Origin of the sequence: Hanamia caeni (genome assembly GCF_003721595.1) — a bacterium.
Lineage (GTDB): Bacteria > Bacteroidota > Bacteroidia > Chitinophagales > Chitinophagaceae > Ginsengibacter > Ginsengibacter caeni.
Genome location: NZ_RJJR01000002.1, coordinates 404629 through 422189 on the forward strand (window position 1 = coordinate 404629; position 17561 = coordinate 422189).

16 protein-coding genes and 1 pseudogene are annotated in these 17561 nt (G+C 39.7%); 12 read left to right on the forward strand and 5 right to left on the reverse strand.

Going from position 1 to position 17561, the window contains the following annotated elements:
- Window positions 1-118: 118 nt before the first annotated feature.
- Together EFY79_RS04980 and EFY79_RS04985 are read right to left on the reverse strand one after the other, a co-directional pair.
- A complete protein-coding gene (locus EFY79_RS04980) occupies window positions 119-928 on the reverse strand; it encodes an amidohydrolase (protein ID WP_123119577.1) in 810 nt (269 codons plus the stop codon).
- A 71-nt stretch (window positions 929-999) separates the two neighbouring features.
- Window positions 1000-1479 (reverse strand): regulatory protein RecX, encoded by a 480-nt coding sequence (locus EFY79_RS04985; RefSeq protein ID WP_123119578.1) that lies wholly within the window; start codon window positions 1477-1479, stop codon window positions 1000-1002.
- Window positions 1480-1594: 115 nt separating this feature from the next.
- Between EFY79_RS04985 and EFY79_RS21985 the strand changes: the two are divergent.
- Both EFY79_RS21985 and EFY79_RS21555 read left to right on the forward strand, forming a co-directional pair.
- Window positions 1595-1826, forward strand: a pseudogene (locus tag EFY79_RS21985) (ORF6N domain-containing protein).
- Window positions 1827-1919: 93 nt separating this feature from the next.
- Complete coding sequence (locus EFY79_RS21555) at window positions 1920-2081, forward strand: hypothetical protein (protein WP_199727440.1); 162 nt, start codon at window positions 1920-1922, stop codon at window positions 2079-2081.
- Between the two features lie 19 nt (window positions 2082-2100).
- On the opposite strand, the gene mqnC is transcribed toward EFY79_RS21555, so the two are convergent.
- Window positions 2101-3225: a cyclic dehypoxanthinyl futalosine synthase gene (gene mqnC / locus EFY79_RS04995; protein ID WP_123119579.1), complete on the reverse strand. Its 1125-nt coding sequence runs from the start codon at window positions 3223-3225 to the stop codon at window positions 2101-2103.
- 89 nt (window positions 3226-3314) lie between these two features.
- Between mqnC and EFY79_RS05000 the strand changes: the two genes are divergently transcribed.
- The 3 genes from EFY79_RS05000 to EFY79_RS05010 all read left to right on the forward strand — a co-directional run bounded on the left by EFY79_RS05000 (window position 3315) and on the right by EFY79_RS05010 (window position 6838).
- The gene (locus tag EFY79_RS05000; protein WP_123119580.1) at window positions 3315-4499 is read left to right on the forward strand and encodes an aspartyl protease family protein; all 1185 of its coding nucleotides are present in this window, start codon (window positions 3315-3317) and stop codon (window positions 4497-4499) included.
- A gap of 113 nt (window positions 4500-4612) precedes the next feature.
- Entirely contained in the window at window positions 4613-5854 is a 1242-nt protein-coding gene (locus EFY79_RS05005; protein ID WP_123119772.1) for a M16 family metallopeptidase, read from the forward strand.
- A 126-nt stretch (window positions 5855-5980) separates the two neighbouring features.
- Complete coding sequence (locus tag EFY79_RS05010) at window positions 5981-6838, forward strand: bifunctional helix-turn-helix domain-containing protein/methylated-DNA--[protein]-cysteine S-methyltransferase (RefSeq protein WP_123119581.1); 858 nt, start codon at window positions 5981-5983, stop codon at window positions 6836-6838.
- Between the two features lie 13 nt (window positions 6839-6851).
- Here EFY79_RS05010 and purD read toward each other — a convergent pair whose 3' ends face one another.
- A complete protein-coding gene (gene purD / locus EFY79_RS05015; RefSeq protein WP_123119582.1) occupies window positions 6852-8165 on the reverse strand; it encodes a phosphoribosylamine--glycine ligase in 1314 nt (437 codons plus the stop codon).
- Window positions 8166-8349: 184 nt separating this feature from the next.
- Here purD and EFY79_RS05020 point away from each other — a divergent pair, with 184 nt between their 5' ends.
- From EFY79_RS05020 to dgoD, 4 genes are all read left to right on the forward strand, one after another.
- On the forward strand, window positions 8350-9900 hold the full coding sequence (locus EFY79_RS05020; RefSeq protein ID WP_123119583.1) for a peptide MFS transporter: 1551 nt from the start codon (window positions 8350-8352) through the stop codon (window positions 9898-9900).
- 203 nt (window positions 9901-10103) lie between these two features.
- Window positions 10104-11864 carry a peptide MFS transporter gene (locus EFY79_RS05025; RefSeq protein WP_123119584.1) on the forward strand — a complete coding sequence of 587 codons (1761 nt, stop codon included), beginning with the start codon at window positions 10104-10106 and terminating at the stop codon, window positions 11862-11864.
- Window positions 11865-11938: 74 nt separating this feature from the next.
- The gene (locus tag EFY79_RS05030) at window positions 11939-12565 is read left to right on the forward strand and encodes a bifunctional 4-hydroxy-2-oxoglutarate aldolase/2-dehydro-3-deoxy-phosphogluconate aldolase (protein ID WP_123119585.1); all 627 of its coding nucleotides are present in this window, start codon (window positions 11939-11941) and stop codon (window positions 12563-12565) included.
- 11 nt (window positions 12566-12576) lie between these two features.
- Window positions 12577-13725, forward strand: a complete 1149-nt coding sequence (gene dgoD / locus EFY79_RS05035; protein WP_123119586.1) for a galactonate dehydratase — start codon at window positions 12577-12579, stop codon at window positions 13723-13725.
- A gap of 67 nt (window positions 13726-13792) precedes the next feature.
- On the opposite strand, the gene EFY79_RS05040 is transcribed toward dgoD, so the two are convergent.
- Window positions 13793-15067, reverse strand: a complete 1275-nt coding sequence (locus EFY79_RS05040) for a UDP-N-acetylmuramoyl-tripeptide--D-alanyl-D-alanine ligase (protein WP_123119587.1) — start codon at window positions 15065-15067, stop codon at window positions 13793-13795.
- A gap of 246 nt (window positions 15068-15313) precedes the next feature.
- Between EFY79_RS05040 and pdhA the strand changes: the two genes are divergently transcribed.
- From pdhA to ribH, 3 genes are read left to right on the forward strand one after another with little or no spacing between them, the layout of a single operon-like run.
- On the forward strand, window positions 15314-16306 hold the full coding sequence (gene pdhA / locus EFY79_RS05045) for a pyruvate dehydrogenase (acetyl-transferring) E1 component subunit alpha (RefSeq protein WP_123119588.1): 993 nt from the start codon (window positions 15314-15316) through the stop codon (window positions 16304-16306).
- Window positions 16307-16338: 32 nt separating this feature from the next.
- Entirely contained in the window at window positions 16339-17046 is a 708-nt protein-coding gene (locus tag EFY79_RS05050) for a tetratricopeptide repeat protein (protein WP_123119589.1), read from the forward strand.
- 11 nt (window positions 17047-17057) lie between these two features.
- The gene (gene ribH / locus EFY79_RS05055; RefSeq protein WP_123119590.1) at window positions 17058-17549 is read left to right on the forward strand and encodes a 6,7-dimethyl-8-ribityllumazine synthase; all 492 of its coding nucleotides are present in this window, start codon (window positions 17058-17060) and stop codon (window positions 17547-17549) included.
- The last annotated feature ends 12 nt before the right edge of the window (window positions 17550-17561 follow it).

Sequence of the window (17561 nt, forward strand, 5' to 3'; positions counted from 1 at the left end):
ATGATAGCCGGCTTTTTTAATTTAAATTACCTGAAACCAGTTTGCCTTATGTAATCTCATGGAAAAACAAATTCCAGTAAAAATAAAAATCTCCGGTGTTATCCTTTTACTGTTGTAATTATTTTTTTATAATAAAATCATCAGCATCTTTTAAAAATGGAAATTGGGTTCTGCATTGCGAAATGGTGTCTTTTTCCAAAGTATAGGTGAAGATGTCTTCCTGGTTTTTTTTCTCATAAATTATTTTTCCAAACGGGTCGATGATGGTGCTGCCCCCATCGTATGCAATCTTATTGGCATCTTCGCCTACCCGGTTTACACCGATTACATAACATTGGTTTTCTATGGCTCTTGCGCGTAATAAAGTTTGCCACGCTATGTTTCTTTTTTCGGGCCAGTTGGCCACATTGATGAGTACGTCATATTGGTTTTCAGCGGCGTGGGGCTCCTGGCGTGTCCATACTGGAAAACGCAAATCATAGCAAACCTGTAAATTAATTTTCCATCCTTTCACAGAGGCAATCAGCTTTTTGCTGCCTGCGGAATAATGTTCATTTTCGTCTGCAAAGGCAAACAAATGCCTTTTGTCGTAGATACCAATTTCACCGTTTGGCAACATCCATATTAGCCGGTTATAATATTTTTTTTGTTGCTGATTTGGGGCTGCATCCTGAATTATTACACTTCCTGTAAGGATAATTTTTTTTTCAGAGGCAACCCTTTTCATCCATCTTACAGTTTCTCCGTTCATAGTCTCCGATAAAATTTCCGGCTTCATGCTGAAGCCCGTATTGAACATTTCAGGAAGAATCACCATTTCAGTTTTCTCCTTTATTCGCTCAATTTTCTGCTCAAACATGTCAAGGTTGGCCTTTTTATTTTCCCAGAAAATATTGGATTGAATAAGGGTAATGGTAAGCGAAGACATATTTGTTTGGATTGATTTATCAGCGAGCGAACCGTAACTCTGCCAATTGATTTTTGGTTTACTTGCCCGGTTTAGCGTTTTGCAATCATATTTTTTACCGCGTCCGTTATCATTTCTCTTTCATATCCTTTTTGCAGCAAAAAATCCTGTAATTTTCTTTTTTTAATAAAAATATTCTTTTCAGTTTTTAATGTTTTCAGTTTTTGTTCTGCCAGTTTGAAAAATGCTTGACGGTATTCGTTGTTATCAATTTCTTTTAAGGCTTTTCTGCTGCAATACTCGCTCACTTGTTTGTTTTTTAAGGCCTGCCTTATTTTAATTTTGCCCCATTGTTTCATGCGGAATTTGCCACCGGCAAAGTGAACAGCAAAGCGCTCTTCATTTAAATAGTTTTCTGTAATTAAGGTTGAAATAATTTCATCCACTTCATTTTGATGCAAGCCAAAAGAATACAATTTATCTCTCACCTCAGAATGACATCTTTCCTGGTAAGCGCAATATTGTTTTATTTTTAGAAGCGACTGTTCGGGAGTAAAAGTTTGAAACGCCATTGTGTAAAAATATTATTTTAAAAGCATCTTCAACTGTTCGTATCGGATTCCTTATTTTTAAATAAAAAACTAACATGAGAAAAGCAGTTAAAGAAACCGCTTTAATTGATGAATAGTGAATAAAATTTACTATATACGAAAGCAAAGAATAATGTTAGATAGAGACCTGGCGGATTTATACGGTGTACAAGCGATTCGATTGAGAGCAGGTAAAAAGAAACATTGAGCGTTTCCCTTATAATTTTATGTTTCGGCTCACAGCCAAAGAAGTTGAGATAATGGTATCGCAAAATGCGATACCATCAAAACAGCATCTCGGAGGATCTCTGCCTTTATGCTTTTACTGAACATGGCGTGTTGATGCTGGCAAATGTATTAAAAAGTGACCAGGCATTAAACGTAAGTACAGAGTAATAGAAATTTTTGTAAAAATGCGGGAAATGTTGTCAACGAATAAAGATATTTTAATGCAGATGCAAAAAATAGAAAAGAAATTAACTGCACACGATAATGATATCCGGTTAATTTTTGAAGCGTTGAAGCAATTACTCAGCCCGCCGCACGAACCAAGAAAAAGAATAGGATTCAAACCGGATAATTAATTGAACAATCGAAGATAAATTAATAATCAATTACCTGTTCTTCCATTACTTCCGGCATCTTTCTGAATTCGTATTGCTGATTTCTAAGCTGAGGTTCAAAGCCAGCTTCGCGAATTGCATCCTGTATTCCATTAGCTGTGAAGCGGTGCGGCGCTCCGGCAGCGCTTACTACATTTTCTTCAATCATAATACTACCAAAATCATTTGCGCCGGCATGAAGACAAATTTGAGCTATTTGTTTGCCTACTGTAAGCCAGCTCGCCTGTATATTCTTTACATTGGGCAGCATGATTCGGCTCATGGCTATCATCCTGATGTATTCCTCGGGCGTGGTAAGATTATGTACGCCCCTGATTCTTGCCAGCAAGGTATCCACATCCTGGAATGTCCATGGGATAAAATTCAAAAAGCCGACTGCGCCCTCTGGTTTCTCTGCCTGTACGGTGCGAAGCTTTACCAAATGTTCAAATCGTTCTTCGATAGTTTCCACGTGGCCAAACATCATTGTGGCTGAGGTGGTGAGCCCTATTTTATGGGCTTCACGCATGATATCGAGCCATTCCTGCGAACCACATTTTCCTTTGCTTATCAGGCGCCTCACCCTGTCTGTCAGTATTTCCGCTCCCGGCCCAGGCATGGAGTCAAGGCCAGCATTTTTAAGCGCCAGCAACACTTCGCGGTGTGTTGATTTTGAAATTTTGGTGATATGGGCCACTTCCGGCGGCCCGAGCGCATGCAGTTTTAGTTTTGGAAACAATTTTTTCAGTTCCCTGAATAGCGAAACATAATAGTTCAAATCCAAATCCGGGTGATGACCGCCCTGCAACAGCAACTGCTCGCCTCCGTATCTAAAGGTTTCTTCAATTTTTCTTTTATAGGTTTCGATGTCGGTAACGTACGCTTCTTTATGCCCCGGAATCCGGTAAAAATTGCAAAACTTACAATTGGCTATGCAAACATTCGTCGTATTTACATTTCTATCGATTATCCAGGTTACTTTTCCGTGCGGCACCTGGATTTGCCTCAGCTCATCGGCTACGGCCATTAAATCAGCTAAAGACGCGTTTTTAAACAGAAAGCTTCCTTCTTCAACTGAAAGAGATTCAAAACGTAAGGCTTTTCTTAATAACTCTGATGTTTTCATGTAATTTTTTATCCTTATCTTCTTGGAGAAATAATGAATTTGTTGAACAAAAATACATGCATAAATCTTAAATTTAGATTTTATCCGGTATGAGACTGCTCACCTTTTTGGCTTTACTTTTATTCTGCATTTCTGCTGCAGCCCAGGAAATGTATTGGGAAAAACCAGCCCAGTTCATTACTTCATTTCCTTTCAGGCAATTAAATGGAGGAGTGGTGCTAATCAAAGCACAGTTCAATAATATACCGGATTCTTTCAATTATATTCTTGATACCGGCAGCGGCGGAATTTCACTTGATTCAACTACCACCGCCACTTACAACATTAAACATGTTCCTTCAGGAAGATATATTTATGGCATCGCGGGCGTTCGTAAAGTGGATTACGCACCCCATCAATCCTTAAATTTTCCGGGATTAAAAGTAGATAGTCTTGATTTTTATATTAATGATTATGATGTTTTAACAAGTGTGTATGGAATAAAAATAGACGGCATTATTGGCTATAGTTTTTTTTCAAGATATATCGTAAAAATAAATTTTGACAGCCTGAAGATTAGTGTTTATAAGCCCGGATATATTTCTTATCCGGCCAAAGGCTTGTTGCTTCACCCTCAATTCCAGGGCTTACCAATTTTTCCGGTTACATTTAAAGACTCAAAAGAATTTACGCAGAAATTTTTCTTTGATACCGGTGCGGGCTTATGTTTCTTAATAAGCTCACAGCTTAATGAAGACAGTTCTGTATTAATAAGACGAAGGAAGCCTGTAGAAATCCAAGTACAGGGAATGGGCGGAAAAAAAAGAATGCATTTAACGCTCATCAAAGAGTTGCAATTGGGAAATTATAAATTCAGGAAAGTGCCCACTTACCTTTTTGAGGATGAGTATAACGTACTTGCTTACCCGCAAAGATCCGGCCTTGTAGGGGACGACATTTTCAGACGGTTCAACCTTATTCTTAATTACCCGAAAAGAGAAATTCACCTTACCCCAAATACTCATTTTCGCGATGATTTCGATTATTCCTATACCGGCATGACGATGTATAGCCTCGATGGGCAAATTTATGTTGATGATATTGTAAAAGGCTCGCCTGCAGCAAAGGCCGGCCTGAAAAATGGAGATGCAATTATGGGAATCGAAAATAATTTTTCAGGAAATCTTGAAATTTATAAAAATCTCTTGCAAAAAACGGGGTACAGAACTTCAATTTTAATTATGAGACAAAAAGGCCCACTCATGATTCACTTAAAAATCGGAAGAATAAAGTAAGCAGTAAACGAGCCTTTATTGCTTATTTATATTTTGAGGCCATCGGTTTCCGGGTATTTTTTGTTTTTATCATCTATTTGGCAAATGCTTTCGTTTGCCGCAATTTTGCAGCTATGATAAACTTTGAAAAATTTGTATTAGATAACGGGCTTCGGGTGATAGTTCATGAGGATAAAAGCACCCCAATGGCCGTGGTAGATGTAATGTATGATGTAGGTGCGCGTGATGAAGATGAAGCGCATACGGGGTTTGCTCACTTGTTTGAACATCTGATGTTTGGAGGAAGCATGCACATTGAATCTTATGATGAACCGCTGCAAATGGCCGGAGGTGAAAATAATGCTTATACGACCAACGACCTTACCAACTATTTTTGCCAGCTGCCCGCAGAAAATATAGAAACTGCATTTTGGCTGGAAAGCGACCGGATGTTTTCTCTTGCCTTTAGCCCCAACTCTTTGGAAGTGCAACGAAAGGTGGTAATAGAAGAATTTAAAGAGCATTACATTAATAAACCTTATGGTGATGTATGGCATAAACTGCGCGACCTTTCCTATAAAGTTCATCCTTATAAGTGGATGACAATTGGAAAAGACATCAGCCATATTGAACAGGTTACCTTGCAGGAAGTGAAGGATTTTTTTCGCAAACACTATACGCCTTCCAATGCAATACTTACCGTAGCGGGCAATGTTACAACAGACCAGGTGAAGAAACTTGCAGAGAAATATTTCGGCGATATTCCTGCCGGTGATAAATATGTGCGCAATATCAGGCAGGAACCTAAACAGGAAAAATCAAGGATGATGGAAGTGGCGGCGCCGGTGCCGCTGGATGCGTTATACAAATCATGGCACATGGGCGCCAGGCTTGATAATGGCTATTATGTCGCAGAAATAATTACTGAAATTTTGGGTGGCGGCACTTCATCCCGATTGTTTCAAAAACTCGTGAAGGAAAAACAGCTTTTTAGCGACATCGATTGTTCGCACATGGGAAGTATTGATCCCGGATTACTGACTATCAGCGGCAGGCTGGTAAAAGGCATTTCACCCGAAACAGGCGAAGACGCCGTATTCGAAGAGTTGGAAAAAATAAAAACTGAAATGATAAGCGTGGTTGAATTAGAAAAAGTAAAAAACAAAACGGAAAGCATGCTGGCTTTTGAAGACATCAGCTTAATGAACCGCGCAAACAGCCTGGCCAACTATGAATTGCTGGGCGATGCCAACCTGATGAATACTGAACTGGAAAAATATCATGCAGTAACGAGGGAAGAAATCCTGGAAGAATGCCGAAAAATATTTTCCGATGATAATAGTAGTACGCTGTATTACAGATCTACAGTAAAATAGCCTGCCAGTGGGTAAATAAATTTCAAAGATTTTTGTTTTAATGTTTTTAAAAAAATAGCAAATTTCGGGTGCAAAAAACTTTATCACGTTTTTATCTTTGCTCTTCAAGAAATACAAGAATTTAAAATGGAAGAGCAGCAAAAAATTGATTTTGAAAGAATAGTCTCAGCGATTGATTATATTAAAATCAATTTCAAATCTCAACCCACCCTGGAGCAGGTAGCTGCACAGGTTTTTTTGAGCCCACATCATTTTCAAAGAATGTTTACCAGGTGGGCAGGCACCAGCCCAAAAAAGTTTCTTCAATACATTAGTGTTCAATATGCCAAGTCTTTACTTTCTGAAAATAAAAAAACACTTTTTGATACCTCTATTGAATCAGGGCTGTCGGGAAGCAGCCGCCTGCACGATCTTTTTATCGGTATCGAAGGGATGACACCCGGCGAGTATAAAAATGGCGGAGAAAACTTATCCATCAATTATGATTTTTTTCAAAGCCCTTTTGGCAAAACCATAGTGGCCTCTACTAATAAGGGAATTTGCCATCTTGCTTTTACAGATGATGAACCAAGCGCTGTGCAGGTATTGAAAAAGAGGTTTCCTAATGCCCTTTTTCAAAAAAAACCAGACGACATCCAGAGGAAGGCGGCAGGCATTTTTTCTGCAGACTGGAACAATTTACCGCTCATAAAACTTCACCTCAAAGGCAGCGACTTTCAGCTTAAAGTATGGGAAGCATTATTAAAAATTCCTGTTGGTAAACTAACCACCTACGGCAAAATAGCCGGAGATATTAAAATGCCCAAAGCGCCCCGTGCAGTGGGTACAGCAGTGGGCGCAAACCCGGTGGCATGGCTTATCCCCTGCCATCGTGTAATTCAATCTTCAGGAATATTTGGCGGCTATCATTGGGGAACTGCAAGAAAGGCGGCCATTGTTGGATGGGAAGCGGCTAAAATAAATGAAAATAATCTTTTAGAATGAGGAGAGTTAAAAATCAATCTACAAATTCATATCCAATATCGCCGCGGTAGTTCATTCCTTCAAATGAAATCTCATCCAGAATACTTTTTGAAAGTTCAATTGCATCGCCCAGCCCATCCGCCATTGCAGATACCGCCAGCACTCTTCCTCCGTTGGTAACAGTTTTGGCGCCCACTTTTTTTGTGCCTGCATGAAAAACCTGTGCGCCCATTCCTTCGTCGTTAATATGTTTGATAGCTTCGGGGTTTTCAAGATAATTGAATGCTATCTCCTTATCCTTTTCATAATCGCCCGGGTAGCCGCCGCTGACCGCGACGATGGTTACTGCATCATTTTTTTCGACTTCTATTTTTCGTTCATCTAATTTTTGCTGATGCATGGCAACTAATAATTCCACCAAATCATTTTTTAAACGAATTAAAACAACTTCCGTTTCAGGGTCGCCCATTCTGCAGTTATATTCAATCACCACCGGCTCTTCAGCTACTTTTATCAAACCGAAAAAAATAAAGCCTTTGTAATCAATTTCTTCCTTTTGCAATCCTTTAATGGTTGGCTCAATAACCTGGTCGGCAATTTTTTTCATGAAATGATCTGTAGCAAAAGGCACGGGGCTTATGGCTCCCATACCGCCTGTATTTGGCCCTACATCGCCCTCGCCTATTTTTTTATAATCTTTAGCCTCCGGCAGCACTACATAATTTTTCCCATCCGTCAATACAAAAACACTTAATTCAATTCCATCCAAAAATTCTTCTACCACCACCTTTTTGCCAGCGTTTCCGAATTTGGATTTTTGAATCATCAGCTCGTATTCGCTTAGCGCTTCTACATAATTATTGCAGATGATTACGCCTTTTCCGGCAGCCAGGCCATCCGCTTTTAATACTACCGGCAAGGGATGGTGCTGAATGTATTCCACTCCCTCATCAAAATTTGTAATATCAAATTCCTTGTATTTTGCTGTGGGGATTGAGTATTTTTTCATGAATGCTTTCGCAAAAGCTTTGCTTCCTTCCAGTTTCGCCCCTTCTTTTGATGGCCCGGTGATTATGATACTTTTTAATTTTTCATCCTCCGAAAAAAAATCAAAAATGCCATTGACCAACGGCTCTTCAGGGCCTACCACTACCAAATCAATTTTATGCTGAAGACATATTTTTTTAACCGCCCCGAAATCATTGATATCGATTTCTATATTTTGGCCCAATTCAGCAGAGCCGGCATTGCCTGGCGCAATCCATAATTTATCACATAATTTACTTTGGCTGATTTTCCAGCAATAAGCATGTTCTCTGCCGCCTGATCCGAGAATTAGAATATTCAAAACAAATTAATTTTTAGATGAGCAAAAAGGTTTGGCAAGTTATGAAACTTACCGTTTCTGTTCCTTCTGAAAACTCTTAACATCAATTTATCTAAAATGCACGATGTATTTAAAATTAATTACTATTTTACAACCTCTTCCTACAAAACTTTAAAATTTATCAAAAACACCTTAATAGCTACTTATGCAGAAAACAACCGAGAACACAGGGCATCCTCCGGCATTATTTATTCTATTCTTTACCGAAATGTGGGAAAGATTTAGTTATTATGGAATGCGCGCGCTATTGGTTTTGTTTCTCGTAACATCTTTGATAGATGGCGGATGGGCCTGGGAAAGAAAAGAAGCGCTGCAGCTTTATGCAGTATATACAGGCCTGGTTTATCTTACACCCATCATCGGCGGATGGATAGCAGATAAATTTACAGGTTACAGAAAAGCCGTGATCATCGGTGCCATCATAATGACCGCCGGGCACGCCTGCATGGCTGCCGAAACTCACGCTTTTTTTTATACAGGCCTTGCCTGTTTAATTCTTGGAAATGGTTTGTTTAAGCCAAATATTTCATCCATTGTAGGCCAGTTGTATACCAACGAAGGCTCCAAAAAAGATGCTGCTTATACAATATTTTATATGGGCGTGAATGCCGGTGCATTCCTTGGTATTTTGCTATGCGGATACATTGGTGAAAAAGTGGGCTGGAGCTACGGTTTTGGTTTAGCCGGAATATTTATGTTTTTAGGTATGCTGCAATTTGCTTTTGCACAAAAAATATTTGGCAGCATTGGCCTTTCGCCCAAAAAAGAAGAAGAATTAGCTACAATAGATCCTCATGCAAATCCGGTTACTGAGGAAATTGTGGAAGAAAGCCATTTATCAAAAAAGATCATTCGCGACAGGATTTTTGTTATTGTAGTTTTTTCGATTTCCACTATTTTTTTCTGGATGGCATTTGAACAAGCCGGAGGCTCAATGACCATTTTTGCAAAAGACTACACAAATAGGGTTTTATCGGGCGAAAGCGCCGCCATTTTTAAATGGGTAAATGCGCTGCTGGTAGTAGTGCCGATGATTATCCTCACCATTGTTTTAATCAATCTTTTCAAAAAAACTTTTAAAAAATATGCATTGTCAAATGCATTCCTCGCTTTAAGCTTCATCATCATTTGGGGATTAATTTTCTGGATGCTTAATAAGGAATTTACTGCTCCGGTAGCAGAAGTGCCCGCCTCGTGGTTTGGCATTTTAAATTCATTTTTTATAATCACTTTTGCGCCCTTATTTTCAAAAATCTGGGAAAGCCGGTTTAATCCATCCGGCCCGGTAAAATTCGGGCTGGGCCTCGTTTTGCTTGGTATCGGATTTGCCATCCTGGCCTTCGGCGGATTGTCTATCGAAAAGGGCGCCCAAACTGCTTCTGTAAGCATGGTGTGGCTAATTCTTGCCTATCTTTTTCACACATTAGGCGAGCTTTGTGTTTCGCCGGTGGGGCTTTCTTATATCAGTAAACTTTCGCCCGTAAAGATTCTCGGCCTCATGTTCGGAATTTGGTTTGTAGCCACCTTTATTGCCAATACTTTAGCAGGCCTTACCGGAAGCCTGATAGACAGCATCACACAGCAATATTCTATTTCCACCTTCTTTATGATTTTTACTGTAATCCCGATAGCCGCCGGGCTTGTTATGTTTGGGTTGAATAAATCGCTGATTAAAAAGATGCATGGCATTCATTAAGCAGCACCGGTTTTTTACCAGCCAATAACAACCGTTTTATTTAAGAAAAAAATAAAAAAAGGCATTATTTATCGCTCTACTATTTGAAAGGTTTGTATCGCTGACGATGGGATATGTATCGGCCTGTAATAAAAAATTAGCAGCTTTTTTTAAAATCTGTGTACTTTAGAATTCATTAAAAATAATTTTAAACCAAACACAGTATGGAAGACACAACAATTCCTGCCGATATTTCCGAAGAAAAAAAAGGAAAACATCCGAAAGCGCTTTATGTACTTTTTATGACGGAAATGTGGGAACGGTTTGCTTATTACCTGATGGTAGGAATTTTATTGCTCTATTTGATTGACGATAAAACGGGCGGCAAAGGAATGACTGAAAAAATGGGCGCTGATGTGGTGGGAAGCTTTATCGCGCTTGTGTATCTGACGCCTTTTATCGGTGGCTTGATTGCTGACAGGTACCTGGGGTATATTAAATCTATTTTTTTAGGTGGAACGTTGATGGCGCTTGGATATTTTGGCCTTGCACTGCCGGGAAATACGGCGCTTTATGTTTCGCTGCTGTTAATTATCGTGGGCAATGGTTTTTTCAAACCTAACATTTCTACGATTCTTGGAAATATTTACAACCGTGAAGATCTGAAACCATTAAAAGATAACGCCTATAATATTTTTTATATGGGCATCAATATCGGTGCGCTCTTTTGCAATTTTGTGGCTGCTTATTTAAGAAATCAATATGGCTGGGGATATGCATTTGCCGCAGCCGGCGTGGGTCTTGTGATAGGAATGATTGTTCTGGCCACCTCGCTAAAGCGGGTGCGCGTGGGAGAGATAAAGAAAGAAAAGCGGCCGGAAGATATGCCGATTGGTAAAATATTGGGCTACGTTTTTTTGCCCGCCGTAATTGCTGCCATTATTGGATGGATAGTTCCTTCCATGGTTTTTGGTTCTACCCTGTTGGGCAGCAAATCCAATGATGCATTTATCTTCGCATGCCTTCCTATCATTGCCTTTTATATTTCACTTTATATAAATGCCAAAGGCCCCGACAAGCGTGGTATTGGCGCCTTACTTTTTATATTTTTTATTTCAATTATTTTTTGGACTATTTATAATCAAAATTCTACTTCGCTTACTTTGTGGGCGCAAAATTATACCGACAGAACTGTGTCGCCAACTGCCGAAAAAATTGCAGGTTCACTTGGGTTTTTGCAAACCGTAAGCGATACGCCACGCATGGTAAACAAAGTTGATGAGCACCTTGTAGATGTAAAAGATTATGCGGCGATTGCATCTCCTTACAATGAGTATAGTTCAAAGCTGGTAGATGGCAATATCGTGGATAATAAGACGAAGATTGTTCAGGAGATGGGGCCTGATCCATATTTTAATAATGTGCCGAAGAGCGAGTGGCCGCCAAATCACAGCGAAAAATTAGCTAACACTGAATTATTTCAATCTATTAACCCGTTATTTATCATTATTCTGACGCCCTTGCTGGTGATGCTATTTAGTTATTTGCGCAGGAGAAATAAAGAACCAACGACTGCTACCAAATTTGGTTTGGCAATGTTTATTTCCGGCTGCTCTTCGCTGGTGATGGTATTTGCTATCATGTCGGTAGCTTCAGTTTACCAGGATAAAACATCTCCCTATTGGCTTTGGGGAACTTATTTTGTATTTACCATCAGCGAACTACTTTTAAGTCCGATCGGTTTGTCCTTTGTGTCAAAGCTGGCACCTGCCAGGCTCACCGCATTGCTGATGGGCGGCTGGTTTTTATCCACTTCCATCGGGGGCAAACTTGCCGGAGTTATGACCAGCTTTTGGAATGACTTCACTGATAAAAAGATTTTTTTCCTGATACTCGTAGTGTCGGCATTTATAGGAGGAATTTTAATTTTCAGCAGGCTAAAATTTTTGAATGCCATCGTAAAAGAAAAAACGGGTTCGGCCTGAATATTTACAATAATGATGTAGAAGATTTTGGCATATTGATAAAAATCCATTAACTAAAAAAGACAGATATAAAGGTGACTATCTTAAATACTATCCTGCAACACCAAATAGTTGCCATACTCCGCGGCTTTAAAAAAGACGACGTCCCGAATATCGCAGAAGCCTTATACGGAGGTGGAATTCGCCTGGTTGAAGTAACGCTCAATTCTGCAGATGCTTTGCAATTGATACGAACACTTTCCATTAAATATGAAAATAAGCTGCAGATAGGGGCAGGCACCGTACTAACGGTGAAGGATGCACGAAAAGCCATAGATGCAGGTGCAAAATTTTTAATTTCTCCTATTACAGATACGGAAGTAATCAAAACTGCGGTGGATAATGCAGTGGTAAGTATTCCCGGCGCTTTTACGCCTTCTGAAATTTATACCGGCTATGAATATGGGGCAGATTTAATTAAAATTTTTCCTTCTCAAAGCCCGGAATATATTAAAAGTATCCTGGCGCCCTTGAGTAAAATACCGGTGATGCCCACAGGAGGTATCGGGCTTGAAAATATTAAAGCTTACAAAATTGCAGGGGCATCTGCTTATGGTATCGGCAGTTCGCTGGCCAATAACATGGAAGAAATCAATGAGCTTTATCTTGAAAATCTTACCGCAAGAGCCCGGCAATTTGTTGACATTATCAACGAAAAATAATAATCTTTTTTATGAAAATAAAAAACTACAATTTATACCTGGTACCTCCGCGCTGGCTTTTTTTGCAAATCCTGACTGACGAAGGAATTGCAGGCTGGGGCGAACCTGTGGTAGAAGGAAAGGCTTATACCGTTAAAGCGGCGGTGGAAGAATTAATGCAATATTTAATTGGTAAAGATCCGCTGCGCATAGAAGACCATTGGAACACATTGTACCGCGGTGGATTTTATCGCGGCGGCCCTGTTTTAATGAGCGCTATATCAGGTATCGACCAGGCATTCTGGGATATAAAAGGGAAATATTACAACGCGCCAATCTACGAATTAATGGGAGGCAAGGCAAGGGATAAAATGAAAATTTATTCGTGGATAGGAGGCGACAGGCCATCGGAGATTGCTGTTGGAATAAAAGAGGCGATGGCTAATGGATTCACTGCCGTGAAGATGAATGCAACCGAGGAAATGCAATACATTGATTCTTTTGAAAAAATAGAACGTGCGCTGGAAAGAGTGGCAACTGCAAGAGAAACAGGCGGAAGTTCGTTTGGTATTGGCATAGATTTTCATGGACGGGTGCATAAACCCATGGCAAAAGTATTGGCGAAGGAATTGGAACCATTCCATCCCATGTTTATCGAAGAACCCGTGCTCCCGGAAAATAATGAAGCCTTAAAAGAAATTGCCCAACACACTTCTATTCCAATTGCAACCGGCGAAAGAATGTTCAGCCGGTGGGATTTTAAAAATCTTTTTAAAGAGGGTTATGTTGATATTATCCAGCCTGACGTTTCCCATGCAGGCGGCATTACAGAATGTAAGAAAATTATTTCGATGGCTGAGGCCTACGATATTGCAGCCGCGCCTCATTGCCCGCTGGGCCCGATTGCGCTCGCTGCCTGCCTGCACGTAGATGCCACCTGCCACAATGTTTTCATCCAGGAACAAAGCCTTGGTATTCATTACAACCAAGGAAGTGACCTGCTTGATTATTTAAAAGATAAATCTGTTTTTCAATATGCAGATGGGTATGTACAAATACCATCCGGGCCTGGCCTTGGAATTGAAATTGATGAGGAATATGTAAAAGTAATGGCTAAGAAAAGCCATAACTGGAAAAATCCTGTTTGGCGACATAAAGATGGAAGCGTTGCCGAATGGTGATAAAACAAAATAGCCTTGCTGTGTTTTTTTTAAATAGAAATTCTGTTTATTTATTAGTTTACTGCCTTTAGAAATCTAAAACTTTTTCCATCTGCATGCTGCGCGAGCCTTTTACAAGAATTTGTGAGTTTTGCGGCTTTTCGTTTTTAAACCATTCATTTGCCTGTCGCGAATTTTCAAAATTGATATAAGATTGTTTTATATCATTAAACTGTTTGCCAACAAGTACTACCGCATGCCATTTGTATTTATCGATTAAGGAAACGATTTCTTCGTGTTCTTTTTGACTGTCCTGGCCAAGTTCCATCATGCTGCCCAACATAAGAATTTTATTGTCGCCTTTCATATTTGCAAAATTTTCTATTGCAGCTTTCATGCTGCCGGGGTTCGCATTATAGGCGTCTAAAATAATCGTGTTGGAATCTTTGGTGATTAATTGCGAGCGGCTATTGGAAGGCCGGTAATTTTCAATGGCTTTCTTTATATTCTCATCAGTTACATTAAAATATTCACCAATGCATGAAGCCGCAACCAGGTTGGGCAGATTATAATTTCCTACCAATTGCGATTGAATAGTAAACGAACTTTTTCCCCTGATTTTTATTTTCAAAAAAGGGTCAGTTTCCAAAATTTGTCCATTAATATTGCCGCCGATGCTGCCATAATAAATGGCATTTTCCAGCTTTTTGCCCAGGTCAAAAACAGCAGGGTCATCTGTATTTACAAAGGCAGTTCCGCCATGCAACCTGAGATAATCAAAAAGTTCGCCTTTGCCTTTTTTTACATTTTCTGCTCCGCCAAATCCTTCAAGATGCGCCTTACCGATATTAGTTATTAATCCAAAACCAGGTTTGGCGTATTCACAATAGGAAGCAATTTCATGAAGATGGTTGGCACCCATTTCGATGACCGCCATTTCGGCATCCCGTTTTATTTTTAAAATGGTAAGTGGAATTCCAATTTGATTATTCAGGTTTCCAACTGTTGTGTAGGTTTTATAACTGGTAGCAAGCACTTCATGAATTAATTCTTTGGTGGTGGTTTTTCCGTTGCTTCCCGTGATGGCAATAAATGGAATATCAAATTGTTCGCGGTGAAATTTTGCCAATTGCTGCAGCGCGTTCAATGCATCCTCTACAAGGATAATCCTTTCATCTTCAAATTGAAATTCATCTGCTACTACATAGGAAGCCCCAAGTTCCAGTGCGCTTTTCGTAAATTGATTTCCATTAAAATTTGGGCCTTTCAGCGCAAAGAATATCTCACCCTTTCGCAGCTTTCTTGAGTCGGTTTGCACATTAGGAAACCGTTTGTAAATTTCATAAATCTCATCAATTTTCATGGAGCAAATGTAATATTTCCCTTTTCCCGGTTAAAAAAACGAAAAAGGATTTTAAAGACAAATCTAAAATTTCGCTTAAGTATTGGTAATAAAGCTCCGAAATATAAAAAAAAGTTATTTATTGGTTTGCTATATCAAGCTTATCTCAAAAGCGGCCAAACCACACATTGGCCTATCTGTATATTCTATTTTGCGATAACAAATTATCTTGTTTTCCATTATCTTTGCGACCTAAATTTAAAAATCTTGGCTACAAAGTTTTCTAAAGAAACTTATTTATACTGGTACGAGCTAATGCTCCTGATTCGCCGCTTTGAAGAAAAAGCAGGCCAAATGTACGGAATGCAGAAAATTCGCGGCTTTTGTCATCTTTATATAGGTCAGGAGGCTGTTGCTGCCGGTTGCATGACCGCCACAACGCCTGAAGATAAGTTTATCACTGCCTATCGGGATCATGGACTTGCCATTGCGAAAGGAGTTACCGCCAAAGAATGTATGGCCGAACTATACGGTAAAGCTACGGGATGCAGCAAGGGAAAAGGTGGAAGCATGCACTTTTTTGGAGTTAAGCACGGTTTTTTTGGCGGTCATGGAATTGTGGGCGCTCAAATTGGCACCGGTGCAGGCCTGGCTTTTGCTGAAAAATACCTCGATACTGAAAATGTGGTTCTTTGCTTTTTTGGTGATGGAGCTGCGCGCCAGGGAATTTTGCATGAAACTTTTAACCTTGCTATGTTGTGGCAGTTGCCGGTAGTTTTTATTTGCGAAAATAATAACTATGCCATGGGAACTTCAGTAGCGCGTACTTCTAATGTGCTGGATATTTACAAATTGGCCGACGCTTATGAAATGCCGGGGGACCAGGTGGATGGCATGATTCCTGAAACGGTTCACGAGGCTGTATCCAGAGCAGTGAAAAGAGCCCGCGAAAAAGGTGGACCTACTTTGCTTGAGATAAAGACTTACCGCTATAAGGGCCACAGCATGAGTGATCCGGCTAAGTATAGAAGCAAAGAGGAAATGGAAGAATATAAGCTGAAAGACCCTATTGAAACCACCAAAATCAAATTGCAGGAAAATTTTGGCGTTACTGATGAAGAAATTGATCAAATAAGCGAGAGGGTAAAAAATGAGGTAGCCGAAGCCGTTCAATTTGCCGATGAAAGCCCTTATCCTGATGACAATGAAATATACAAAGATGTATATGCTGAAGAAGATTATCCTTTCATTACTGATTAATATTTTCCAAAAAAATTAAATAGAAGATTTAAATGGCTGCGAAAAAAGCACACACACATGAGGTAGATGTAGTTGATAAAGTCCGTGGTTTTTGGGCTGTTTACAGCAAGCCCGTTACTTATATCGGTTCAGCAATCATAATATTCTTTATTGGCTGGATGATCTACAAATACATGTTTAAAGTTCCTAAGCAGGAAAAGGCCGATAAAGTAGTTTTCGTTACCCAAAAGTATTTTAATGAATTTACGGGTGCTACCGATTCTGCAAAGATATTGTTGGCGACAAAAGTTTTAAATGGCGATGGCACTAACCCCGGTGCTTTGAGGATTATTAATCAATATTCAGGCACTCCTGCCGCTAATCTTTGTGAATATTATGCCGGTGCCTGCTATTTGCAGTTGGGCCAGTATGCCAAATCCATTAAATTTCTGAAAGATTTTGATGCCAATGGGGCAGATCAGATAAAAAGCCGTGCACTGGGAATGATGGGAGATGCGAGCGCTGAATTAAATAAAAATGAGGATGCTCTTGATTATTATCAAAAGGCTGCCAATGTAAACGACAAGGATACTTATACCTCATCTGAATTTCTTTTTAGAGCCGCATTGTTTGCTGAATCAATTGGCAAGCAAAAAGATGCCATAAGCTTATTCAAAAAATTAAAGACAAGTTACCCGTTATCGCCGAAGGCAGCAGAGGTGGACAGATACCTTGCAAGGCTTGGAGAATTTTCAGAATAACATATTTAATAATGGCAATAGTCAACCAAAATCTTTATGATATTGATACAGGCATCCTTCCGAAGGATGCCTGTATTGTTATTATACACACTCAATGGAACCCGGAAATTGTAAATAAACTGGTAGATGGGTGCAAAAGCATTTTGGATAAATACCAGATGACGAATTATAGAATCATCAGTGTGCCGGGAGCATTCGAAATCCCATTTGCAATTAAGAATTTTTGGGATACCTACCAAAATAAGTTTGAAAAACCACAGGCATTTATAGCGCTCGGTTGTGTACTTAAAGGAGGCACTCCCCATTTTGATTATGTGTGCAAAGCAATAACCGATGGCGTTCTTCAACTTAATTTGCTTTTGCCGGTACCTACTATTTTCGGAGTTCTTACCGTAGATAGCCAGCAGCAGGCTGATGAAAGGACTGGTGGCATTCATGGCAACAAAGGCGAAGAAGCAGCCTTAACTGCATTAAAAATGATTACTTTAAAATATTCTAAATAGAACTTTTTGGCA

Bases quoted from the DNA above. Each gene is read 5' to 3' on its own strand.
- EFY79_RS05020 (WP_123119583.1), top strand. From the start codon at position 8,350: ATGCAGAAAACAACCGAGAACACAGGGCATCCTCCGGCATTATTTATT.
- ribH (WP_123119590.1), top strand. From the start codon at position 17,058: ATGGCAATAGTCAACCAAAATCTTTATGATATTGATACAGGCATCCTT.
- EFY79_RS04980 (WP_123119577.1), bottom strand. From the start codon at position 928: ATGTCTTCGCTTACCATTACCCTTATTCAATCCAATATTTTCTGGGAA.
- EFY79_RS05040 (WP_123119587.1), bottom strand. From the start codon at position 15,067: ATGAAAATTGATGAGATTTATGAAATTTACAAACGGTTTCCTAATGTG.
- EFY79_RS05000 (WP_123119580.1), top strand. From the start codon at position 3,315: ATGAGACTGCTCACCTTTTTGGCTTTACTTTTATTCTGCATTTCTGCT.
- mqnC (WP_123119579.1), bottom strand. From the start codon at position 3,225: ATGAAAACATCAGAGTTATTAAGAAAAGCCTTACGTTTTGAATCTCTT.
- EFY79_RS21555 (WP_199727440.1), top strand. From the start codon at position 1,920: ATGTTGTCAACGAATAAAGATATTTTAATGCAGATGCAAAAAATAGAA.
- dgoD (WP_123119586.1), top strand. From the start codon at position 12,577: ATGAAAATAAAAAACTACAATTTATACCTGGTACCTCCGCGCTGGCTT.
- EFY79_RS05005 (WP_123119772.1), top strand. From the start codon at position 4,613: ATGATAAACTTTGAAAAATTTGTATTAGATAACGGGCTTCGGGTGATA.
- EFY79_RS04985 (WP_123119578.1), bottom strand. From the start codon at position 1,479: ATGGCGTTTCAAACTTTTACTCCCGAACAGTCGCTTCTAAAAATAAAA.
- EFY79_RS05050 (WP_123119589.1), top strand. From the start codon at position 16,339: ATGGCTGCGAAAAAAGCACACACACATGAGGTAGATGTAGTTGATAAA.
- EFY79_RS05010 (WP_123119581.1), top strand. From the start codon at position 5,981: ATGGAAGAGCAGCAAAAAATTGATTTTGAAAGAATAGTCTCAGCGATT.
- EFY79_RS05025 (WP_123119584.1), top strand. From the start codon at position 10,104: ATGGAAGACACAACAATTCCTGCCGATATTTCCGAAGAAAAAAAAGGA.